The organism is Brevibacterium sp. FAM 27836, from assembly GCF_051351055.1.
Classification (GTDB): Bacteria; Actinomycetota; Actinomycetes; order Actinomycetales; family Brevibacteriaceae; genus Brevibacterium.
The window spans coordinates 3,785,205-3,795,554 of sequence record NZ_CP195711.1 but is presented as its reverse complement, the minus strand read 5'-3'; the positions used below and the strand labels follow the sequence as shown (position 1 = coordinate 3,795,554).

The 10,350-nt window shown below is 66.7% G+C and carries 10 protein-coding genes; all 10 read right to left on the bottom strand.

Annotated elements, in window-relative coordinates; translation table 11 throughout:
* Window positions 1–24: 24 nt before the first annotated feature.
* A complete protein-coding gene (nusB, locus tag ACSE4D_RS16920) occupies window positions 25–435 on the bottom strand; it encodes a transcription antitermination factor NusB (RefSeq protein ID WP_135541095.1) in 411 nt (136 codons plus the stop codon).
* On the bottom strand, window positions 436–996 hold the full coding sequence (efp, locus tag ACSE4D_RS16915) for an elongation factor P (RefSeq protein ID WP_135541096.1): 561 nt from the start codon (window positions 994–996) through the stop codon (window positions 436–438). It lies immediately after the preceding gene.
* A 213-nt stretch (window positions 997–1,209) separates the two neighbouring features.
* Window positions 1,210–2,325, bottom strand: a complete 1,116-nt coding sequence (gene aroB / locus ACSE4D_RS16910; RefSeq protein WP_135541098.1) for a 3-dehydroquinate synthase — start codon at window positions 2,323–2,325, stop codon at window positions 1,210–1,212.
* A gap of 169 nt (window positions 2,326–2,494) precedes the next feature.
* Window positions 2,495–3,139, bottom strand: a complete 645-nt coding sequence (locus tag ACSE4D_RS16905; RefSeq protein ID WP_135541100.1) for a shikimate kinase — start codon at window positions 3,137–3,139, stop codon at window positions 2,495–2,497.
* A complete protein-coding gene (gene aroC / locus ACSE4D_RS16900; RefSeq protein ID WP_135541102.1) occupies window positions 3,136–4,335 on the bottom strand; it encodes a chorismate synthase in 1,200 nt (399 codons plus the stop codon). The genes ACSE4D_RS16905 and aroC overlap by 4 nt, the downstream gene beginning before the upstream one ends.
* Before the next feature lie 10 nt (window positions 4,336–4,345).
* On the bottom strand, window positions 4,346–5,098 hold the full coding sequence (locus ACSE4D_RS16895; protein ID WP_135541103.1) for a prepilin peptidase: 753 nt from the start codon (window positions 5,096–5,098) through the stop codon (window positions 4,346–4,348).
* Between the two features lie 36 nt (window positions 5,099–5,134).
* Entirely contained in the window at window positions 5,135–6,055 is a 921-nt protein-coding gene (locus ACSE4D_RS16890; protein ID WP_135541105.1) for a shikimate dehydrogenase family protein, read from the bottom strand.
* On the bottom strand, window positions 6,052–7,194 hold the full coding sequence (gene mltG, locus ACSE4D_RS16885) for an endolytic transglycosylase MltG (protein ID WP_135541107.1): 1,143 nt from the start codon (window positions 7,192–7,194) through the stop codon (window positions 6,052–6,054). Before mltG ends, ACSE4D_RS16890 begins: the two co-directional genes overlap by 4 nt.
* Complete coding sequence (gene ruvX, locus ACSE4D_RS16880; protein WP_135541109.1) at window positions 7,191–7,667, bottom strand: Holliday junction resolvase RuvX; 477 nt, start codon at window positions 7,665–7,667, stop codon at window positions 7,191–7,193. The genes mltG and ruvX overlap by 4 nt, the downstream gene beginning before the upstream one ends.
* A complete protein-coding gene (alaS, locus tag ACSE4D_RS16875) occupies window positions 7,664–10,318 on the bottom strand; it encodes an alanine--tRNA ligase (protein WP_135541111.1) in 2,655 nt (884 codons plus the stop codon). The genes ruvX and alaS overlap by 4 nt, the downstream gene beginning before the upstream one ends.
* Window positions 10,319–10,350 lie beyond the last annotated feature (32 nt).

Genomic DNA, 10,350 nt, shown 5'->3' with positions numbered 1-10,350 from the left:
GGTCCGGAGTCCGGACCCGCCGACTCAGATGAGCGTCGGTTTGACGTCGAGGATGCGTGAGAGCAGACCCGAGACGAAGTTCGGTGAGTCATCCGTGGAGAACTGCCGTGCCAGGGACACGGCTTCGTCGATGGCCACCTTGTCGGGGACGTCATCGTTGAACAGCAGCTCCCAGGTGCCGATCTCGAGCAGGGATCGGTCGACTGCGGGCATACGGTCCAGCGTCCAGCCCTGAGAATGGGTGGAGATGATCTCGTCGATCTCCGCCTGCTTCTCGGTGATGCCTCGAACGATCTCGACCGCGTATTCCTTCATCGGATAGTCGGGGTCGTTCGACCGCATCGTGACGAGTTCGTCCATGGCCAGTCGACGCTGCCCGGCTTCGAAGAGCAGCTCGAGAGCCCTGCGACGGGCTCGGGTTCGTGCGGACGCCACTTACTTGACGCGTCCGAGGTAATCGCCGGTGCGGGTGTCGACCTTGACCTTGGTGCCCTCTTCGAGGAACAGCGGAACCTGGATCTCGTAGCCCGTCTCGAGCGTCGCGGGCTTCGAACCACCGGTCGAACGGTCGCCCTGCAGACCGGGTTCGGTGTGGGTGATGCTCAGTTCCACCGACGGCGGCAGCTCAACGGACAGAGGGGTGCCTTCGTGGAACGAGACCTGCAGCTGCTGGTTCTCGAGCATGTAGTTCGCCGCATCGCCGACGAGCTCGGGCGAGATCGGAACCTGATCGTAGTCCTCGGCGTCCATGAAGACGTAGTCGGTGCCGTCATGGTAGAGGTACTGCATGTCGCGGCGGTCGACATTGGCGGTCTCGACCTTGGTGCCGGCGTTGAAGGTCTTGTCGATGATCTTGCCGGAGGTCACGCTCTTGAGCTTGGTGCGAACGAACGCCGGACCCTTGCCGGGCTTGACGTGCTGGAACTCCAGCACCTGCCACAGCTGGTTGTCGAGGTTGAGCACGAGGCCGTTCTTCAGGTCGTTCGTTGTCGCCACTAATTCGTCCTTCTTCGCTTCAGTCCAGATCACCGAGCGGTGATCGCAGTTGGCCGGCGCCGTGCGCGACCCTCTGCTGAGGGTCGACGAATGCGCCACTGGGCAATTCTAGCAAGCTCGCAGAGCGGCTTCCATCCGAGGGCCGGAGCGGGTGTTGCGCAGGCTTTCGGTTGAGTGCCCAGGCCGTGCTCGGTCCGGGGCCGGGCTGTGCTGTCAGCCGAGGTCGGTGCGCAGCGAGACCGTCGGTGCGCTCTCACCGACCTCCTGGTAGGCGGTGAAGAGGATCGAAGCGTCGGGGATCTCGACGGTGCTCGGATCTCCGATTCCGCTCAGCAGCACCATGCGCAGCATTGCTCCGCGGGCCTTCTTGTCTCGCTTCATCGTGTCCAGCAGCTGCGGCCACACATCCGAGCGGTAGCCGGTGGGCAGGCCGAGCTTGCTCAGAAGCTCCCGGTGGAGGTCGACGATTTCATACGGGAGGCTCTTGACCATCGAGGCGACCTCGGCGGCGAAGACCATGCCCACGGACACCGCGGCCCCGTGCCGCCACTGGTAGCGCTCTTTGTGTTCGATCGCGTGTCCGAGGGTGTGTCCGTAGTTGAGGATCTCCCGATGGCCGGATTCCTTGAAGTCGCCGGAGACGACTTCGGCCTTGACGCGGATGGAGCGTTCGATGAGTTCACGCAGCACCGGACCCTGCACATCACCGATCTCCTCTTTCGAGTGGGAGGAGATGAGATCGAGGATGGACTTGTCGGCGATGAAGCCGGTCTTGACCACCTCGGCGAGTCCGGTGAAGAGCTCGTTCTCCGGCAGGGTGCCCAGGGTGTCGAGGTCGACGAGCACTCCGGCCGGGGCGTGGAATGACCCGACGAGGTTCTTGCCTTCGGCCGTGTTGATGCCGGTCTTGCCGCCGACTGCGGCGTCGACCATGCCGAGCACGGTGGTGGGGATGTGGACGACGCGGATGCCGCGCAGCCAGGTGGCGGCGACGAAGCCGCCGAGATCGCTCACGGCTCCCCCGCCGACGGTGACGATGGCATCGGTGCGAGTGAAGTCGGACTGACCGAGCACCTGCCAGCAGAAGGCCGCGACCTGAACGTGCTTGGCTTCTTCGGCATCCGGGATCTCCGCGGCCACAGCCTCGAGACCGGCGGCGGCGAGGTCGTCGCGGACGCTCTCACCGGTGGTGCGCAGGGCACGCGGGTGGATGACGAGGACCTTCTCGACTCGATTGCCCAGCAGCCCGGGCAGTTCGCCGAGCAGTCCCTGGCCGACGAGGACCGGGTAGGTTCCACCGGCGTCCACATTGATGCGTGTGAGGCTCATTCGTCCGTCTTTCTGATCGTTCTCAGCGTCTTCTTCGTCCGGTGTCCGATGCGGCACCGGCCCCGTCTCAGCCTAGCCCTGCGGGGCGGGTGCGGGCGAGGAGTCCCGCGCTCGTGGTGGGCAACGTCTCATCCCGCGGGCGCTCAGCGGGTGCGACGACGCCGGCGGCCTACTCCCCGTGCGCCCCGCTGCTGCCGTCGTCATCGAGGTGAGCGTACTTCGCGTATTCTTCGGCCCGCTGCAGACCGGTGAGCACATCGACGACACGGTTGACCACCGTCGACGGCGGAGAGTTCGAGGCCTGGACGCGAAAGGTCGCGACTTGTTCGTAATACGGTTCGCGTTCCTCCACCAGCGCCAGCCAGTTCTCCACCGCCGTGCCGGCTCCGCGCAGCAGCGGACGATGCGGGGCGGTCAGGCGCTGAGACACCGTGTCGACATCGATATCGACGTGCACGACCTTGATCGCCGGGTGGAGCAGCTGGGCACGGGTGCCCGAGTTGAGGATCGCTCCTCCGCCGAGGGACACGATGCCCGGCCGGTCGAGCAGTCGCCGCAGGGCCCGGCGCACGACCTCGCGCTCGATCCGACGGAAGTGGTCTTCTCCGCGCTCGACGAAGATCTCGGAGATGACCCCGTACTTCTCGACGATATTCGCATCGGTGTCCGTCAGCGGCAGTCCGAGCCGGTCGGCCAGCAGCCGACCGATCGTCGACTTTCCGGCTGCCGGCGGTCCGGAGAGCACGATGCGCGAGAGCGCGGCGGGAACCGGTTCCAACGGCGGAACCGGTTTCGGGAGCGGGGCCTGGTTCATCGCCCGATGCGAAGGTTCTCCGGAATCGCCGCTGCGTAGGCGTCCAGATTCCGCTTCGTCTCGGCGACGGAGTCGCCTCCGAACTTCTCGACCACGGCCTCGGCGAGGACGAGCGCGACCATCGCTTCGGCGACGACTCCGGCGGCGGGGACCGCGCAGACATCGGAGCGCTGGTGGTTCGCCTTCGCCGCCTCGCCGGTCTCGACGTCGACGGTCGACAGGGCACGCGGCACCGTGGCGATCGGCTTCATTCCGGCACGCACCCGCAACGGCCCGCCGGTCGACATTCCGCCTTCGGTGCCTCCGGCACGGTTGCTGCCGCGGCGGAAGCCATCGGGGCCGACTTCGAGTTCGTCATGGGCCTGCGAACCGGGACGCTTCGTGGTGAGGAAGCCGTCACCGACTTCGACTCCCTTGATCGCCTGGATGCCCATGAGGGCTCCAGCCAGGCGGGAGTCGAGCCGGCGGTCCCAGTGAACATGGGAGCCGAGCCCCGGCGGCAGGTCGTAGGCGAGGACCTCGACGACTCCCCCGAGCGTGTCCCCGGCCTTCTTCGCCGTGTCGATCTCAGCAACCATCGCCGCCGACAGTGCGGGATCGAAGCAGCGCACCGGATCGGCGTCGAGGTCGTCGACGTCGGCGGCGGTGGGCAGATCGGGCACGGCCTCGGAGTCGTGTTCGGCTCCGCCGATGGCCACGGTGTGGGAGACGAGGGTGATGCCGAGTTCACCGAGGAAGTTCGCGGCCACGGTGCCCAGGGCCACGCGCATCGCGGTTTCGCGGGCGGACGCGCGTTCGAGCACCGGACGGGCTTCGTCGAAGCCGTACTTCTGCATGCCGACGATGTCGGCGTGGCCGGGACGGGGACGGGTCAGCGGTGCGTTGCGGGCCAGTCCTTCGAGTTCGGCTGCGTCGACGGGGCCGGCGCTCATCACGGACTCCCATTTCGGCCATTCCGTATTCCCGACCTCGATGGCCACGGGTGAGCCGAGGGTCTCGCCGTGGCGGACGCCGCCGAGGAGCCTCACCTCGTCGGCTTCGAACTTCATCCGAGCGCCGCGGCCGTAGCCGAGTCGGCGGCGAGCCAGGCTCGCGCGGATATCGTCTCTGGTGATCGGTACATGGGCCGGAAGCCCCTCAATGATCCCGGTCAGCGCCTCGCCGTGGGATTCGCCTGCAGTCAGCCATCTCAACATTCCACCGATTCTACAAAAGGATTGGAGCGAGCACCGACCCCAGCCACATCCCGGATAGCATCGCCGGTCCGAAAGCGATCGTCACCCCGCGCAGACGCCGGGCTCGAATCGCTCCGATGAGCGCCCACACGCCGGCGATGAGCATCATCACGACAAGGACCAGCGGCGGCGCCCACGGGTCATAGAGTCCGGCGACGGCGAAGACGAGGAACGCGAGTTTGACGTCCCCGAGGCCCATCGTCTGGGTTCGCAGCACCCGCCCGAGCAGATGGAGGAGACCGAAGAGCACGAGGGCGAGGAGACCGGCGAAGAATGCGGTGAACCAGAACCGCATCTGCCCGCTCACGGAGCCGACGATGAGCAGGGCCGCACCGGCCAGCATCGTCGGGTAGACGATCCGGTCGGGCAGCCGGCGCACGATGACATCAGCGAGGATGAGGAATGGTGTGACGCCTGCGGCGAGTCCGAGGAACAGGCCCGAGACGATGAGGTCGGCCGAGTTCGGATGCACAGCGGTCAGCGTTGTCGCGCTGAGCGGCGCCGAGGCGGCCCATCCGGTGACCGGTGCGAGCACGGTGAGCTGGAAGACTCCGGCGGCACCGACGGCGATGAGGATTCCGACCAGCACCGGCCAGGGTCCGTGCGGGATCCGGAAGGCTCGCCACCGGGCCAGATGGCTGTCATCGTGGAGCCAGAATCGCGGGGTCCGGGCGAGCAGGAGGCCGACGGCCAAAGCGGTGAGGACCGTGAGTCCAGTGACCATTCCGTGCAGCACCCCGGCCTCCACCGTCTCCTCCGCTCAGTTCCGGGACCGGGCGGGAGACTCCGCCAGGGCAGCGTACATCGCGTCCGCGATCCGCTCCAGCAGTTCCGGTCCCGCCGGCAGCTGCACGCCGGCTTCGTCGGTGCCCGTCGCCGCGGCGGCGTCGAAGAACATCTCGAACTGGGCCACAGCCTGTTCGACGAGCATCGCCGTGCCGATGACCGGGTGCAGTCCGTGGGCTGCGGCTGCGGCGAGGAACGCCGAATCCGCGGCGTAGGCGACGTCGAGAGCCACCCCACCCCAATCCGCGCGGGGTCCGCCCCAGACCGGTTCGGGGGCCGCCTCGGCGGGCAGAGTGGAGATGACGACCGCTGACGGATCGATCCGGTCCAGGCCTCCCACCGAGGCGGTCAGACCGAGCCGAGCGGCGAGGTCGAGGACCCGGCCGGCTCGGTCGGGTCTGCGGACGCGGAAGTCGACATGGGCGATGCCGAGATCGCGGCAGGCCACCAGCGCCGAGGCGGCCGTGGCCCCGGCACCGAGGATCGTCGCTCGTCCGGTTCCCGCGCTGCTCTCCCGGGTGACATCGTGGTTCCGTCCCGCACTCAGGTGCGGGGCGATGGCCCTGACGATGCCGCGCACATCCGTGTTCGCCACCGCCGTCTCGTCTCCGGTGCGCACGAGGGTGTTGCCGGCTCCGGTGAGAGCGGCCGTGTCATCGATCGACCAGCCTCGTTCGGCGGCTAAGGTCACGAGGCGGTCCTTGAGCGGCATCGTCAGCGAGAATCCCGTGTGCTCGGGATGAGCGTCGAGGAACGCCTCGAGCTCATCGGCGACGAGTTCGTGTCGGGAGTACTCGCTCGTGCCCAGGCCGAGGGCGGCGAAGGCGCTGCGGTGCAGCAGCGGTGACTTCGAATGCGCGATCGGCGATCCCAGCACCGCGGCGCGAATCCTCATTCCTTGCCGCCGTCGGAGTTGTGCTCTTTGAGCCATTTCCGGTAGATCTCGACGTTCTTCTGGTGTTCGTCGTAGGTGTTCGCGAACTTCGTCTCCCCCGTGTCCGGGTTCGTGGCCACGAAGAACTGCCAATCACCGTCTGCCGGGTTGAGTGCGGCCTCCACCGCGCCCTCGCTCGGGGCGTTGATCGGTCCGGGCGGCAGCCCCTTCTTCTTGTACGTGTTGTACGGCGAATCCGACTGACGCTCTTCCTTCGTCGTCGTCAGGTCCGACCGGGCGCCGTGGATGTAGGCGACGGTGGCATCGGACTGCAGCAGCCCGCCGGTCTTCGACTTGTCCGAGATCCGGTTGAGGAACACACGGGCGACTTTCCTGCGCACCTCTTCATCGCCCGGGGATTCCTTCTCCACGAGGCTGGCCAGGGTGAGGATGCGATTGGCGTCCTTGGCCTCGATGCCGAGGTCGTCGAGTTCGGCTTCGGTCTTGTCGACCATCTCCTGGACGACATCCTCGGCGGTCTTCGTCTTATTCATTTCGTAGGTCGCCGGATAGAGGTAGCCTTCGAGACTCTCGGCGTCGATGTCGAGGCCGTAGTCCTTCGGGGTCTTGTCGTCGAGGGCTTTGTCGACCTCGTCGGCATTCATCCCCGATTCGATCATGATCGCCTTGATCTCCTCGACCTGCTTGCCTTCGGCGACCGTGATCTTCGGTGGGGCGATGGGATTGATGAGCGCTTCGACCGCGGCCTTCGAGCTCATCTTCTCCCGCATCGTCCACGTGCCGGCCTGGATGGTCGCATCCCGGCGTTCGACTTCGTCGAGGAAGGGACCCGAGTTCATGATCACGCCCTCTTCGACGAGTTGGTTGGCCACGGTGCGCGCAGAGGAACCGGGGGCGATCTCAATGGACACCTCGTTGGTGCCCTGGCCTTCGTAATCGCCTTTGGGGCCGAAGAGGTCGTCGAAGACTCCTCCGGCAGCCTTGACCCCGAAGAATCCGCCGATGCCGAAGACGAGGACGCAGATGACGATGATCGTCGTCGTCCGCCGCCGGCGCATCATCCGCCGCCGCGCCTTCGCCTTGATCTCTGAACGGGTTAGTCCTTCATCTGCTGAGAACTCGCCAGGGAACGGGTTCATTGCTCACTCTCCTCGTCGGGCATCTCGCGTCCGGCGGGGACACCGGTGTTGTGTTCGAACTCGAGGGCGTTCTGCAGGATGATGACGGCGGCTTGGGCGTCGACGATCTCGCGCCGCTGACGCACGGATTTCCCGGCCGCAGCCAGGGCGTGGTGGGCTTCGACGGTCGTGAACCGTTCGTCGATGAGGCGGACGGGTGTGTCGGTGGCGGCGGCGACCTTGCGGGCGAATTCCAGCGCCGAGGCGGCCGCCGCGCGGGCAGCCCCGTCGAGGGACTTCGGGTCACCGGCGAGGAGTTCGATGGGTTCGTATTCCTCGACGAGTTCGCGCAGCTCCTTCAATGCCGCCGGTTCGTCCTTGCGACGGACGACGCAGAGCGGAGTCGCGAGGATGCCGTCGGGGTCGCAGGAGGCGACCCCGATCCGCACCGAACCGATGTCGAGGCCCAGGCGGCGACCTCGGCGGAAACTCACTGGATGGCCGCCTTGACGGCCGCGATGGCGGCCGGGATCGCTGTGGAGTCGCTGCCGCCGCCCTGGGCGAGGTCGGGCCGGCCGCCGCCTCCGCCGCCGAGTTCGCTGCAGGCCAGGGAGACGAGCTTGCCCGCCTGCAGACTGGCGGTGCGGGCCTTTTCGGTGGTGGCGATGACGACGACGGGTTTGCCGTTGCTCACACCCAGCCCGAGGACCACGGCCTGCCGATCGTTGACGCGGCCGCGCAGCTCGGTGACGACGGTGCGGATGTCACCGGCGTTGGAGACATCGCCGAGCTCGGCGACGACGAAGAGGGTGTCACCGACGGTCTGCGCCTCGTCGAGGTACTTCCCGGCCGAGGCGAGCAGCTGCTGTGCGTTGAGGCGGGCGATCTCCTTCTCCGCGTCCTTGAGTCGGCTCATGAGGTCCGAGACCCGCGAGGTGACGTCGGTGCCGGGAACCTTGAGCATTTCGGACAGTGAGGACACGATCGTGCGTTCGGCGGCCAGCGAGCGGAAGGCATCCATGCCGACGGCGGCTTCGATGCGGCGGACTCCCGATCCCACGGAGGCTTCGGAGAGCACGGAGATCGGTCCGACCTCGGCCGATGCTCCGACGTGGGTGCCGCCGCAGAGTTCGCGGGAGAAGGGCCCGCCGATGTCGACGACGCGCACCACGTTCGGGTACTTCTCACCGAACAGGGCCATGGCGCCGGACTTCCTCGCCGCGTCGAAGGGCATGTATTCGGTTCCGACTTCGTAGTTCGAACGCACGGCGAGGTTGGCGACCTCTTCGATCTCGGCCCGCATCTGCGGGCTCGGGGCTTCGGGGAAGGAGTAGTCGAAGCGCATGTAGCCGGGTTGGTTGAGCGAACCCGCCTGCACGGCGTGGTTGCCGAGGATCTCGCGCAGCGCAGCGTGGACGAGGTGGGTGGCGGTATGAGCCTGGGCGCCCAGGAACCGGTGGTCGTGGTCGACGGCGGCGAGCACCTCGTCTCCGACGTGGAGTTCACCGTCGATGACCTCGACACGGTGGGCGGGCAGTCCCTTGACCGGGTTCTGCACATCGGTGACGCGGGCGGTGAAACGGTGCCCGGAGATGAGGCCGACGTCGGCGCGCTGGCCGCCGGATTCGGCGTAGAACGGGGTGAGGTCGAGGACGACGTCGGCGCTCTGGCCGGCGGTGAGCACCTCGGTGGCGACCCCGTCTGCGACGATGCCGCGGACCCGCGAATCGGCTTCGAGCCTGTCGTAGCCGACGAATTCGCTGCTGCCTTCGTCGAGCAGAGCGGAGTAGGCGGACAGGTCGGTGTGCCCGCCGCCCTTCTTCGCCTTCGCATCGGCCTTCGCACGGGTGCGCTGCTCGCTCATGAGCTCACGGAACCCGGTCTCGTCGACGTTGAGTCCCGCCTCGGCGGCCATCTCCATGGTGAGGTCGATGGGGAAGCCGTGTGTGTCGTGGAGGGCGAAGGCGATGTCGCCGCTGATGGTCTTCTCGGGTCCGGTGAGCGAATCGGCGGCGTTCGCGAACAGTTGGGTGCCGGATTCCAGTGTGCGCAGGAACGCCTTCTCCTCGGCGTAGGCGACCCGGGAGATCCGGTCGAAGTCGGTTTCGAGTTCGGGGTAGGACAGCTTCATCGCCTGCATGGACACGGGCAGCAGCTCGGGCAGGACCTCGTCCTTGACACCGAGCAGCCGCATCGCGCGCACGGCACGGCGGAGCAGTCGGCGGAGGATGTAGCCGCGGCCTTCGTTTCCGGGGCGGACTCCGTCGCCGATGATGATGAGAGCCGAACGGACGTGGTCGGCGACGACGCGCATCTGCACATCGGCGTGTTCGTCTGCTCCGTACTCGCGGCCGGAGAGGCGGCTGGCGACTTCGATGACGGGGAACACTTCGTCGATCTCATACATGTTCTCCACACCCTGGAGCAGGAACGCCACGCGCTCGAGTCCCATACCGGTGTCGATGTTCTTCGCGGGCAGGTCCCCGGCGATGTCGAAATCGACCTTCGAGCGCACCTCGGAGAGTTCGAACTCCATGAACACGAGGTTCCAGATCTCGATGTAGCGGTCTTCATCGGCCACAGGGCCGCCTTCGACGCCGTAGTCGGGACCGCGGTCGAAGTAGATCTCCGAGCAGTAGCCGCCGGGGCCGGGCTGGCCGGTGTGCCAGAAGTTGTCTTCGCTGTCGCGCAGCTGAATGCGCGCACGCGGGATGGAGGTCTCCTCCAGCCACATGTCGATGGTCTCGGTGTCGTCCTCGTGGACGGTCGCCCACAGCAGTTCGGGGTCGAAGCCCAGGCCGCCCTCAGCGACGGGGTTCGTCAGCAGTGACCAGGCGAACTTGATGGCATCGCGTTTGAAGTAGTCGCCGAAGGAGAAGTTGCCGTTCATCTGGAAGAACGTACCGTGGCGCGTCGTCTTGCCGACCTCTTCGATATCGGCGGTGCGCACACACTTCTGCACACTGGTGGCGCGGTTGAATGGTGCGGGTTCCCGGCCGGTGAGGTAGGGGATGAACTGGACCATGCCTGCGATGTTGAACAGGATGGACGGATCGGAGCTGATCACCGACGCCGAGGGGACCACGGTGTGCCCGTTCGCTTCGAAGTAGTCCAACCAGCGTTGCTTGATCTCTGCCGTCTTCAATCCAAGACCTTTCACGTATTGCCCGTGCGTGA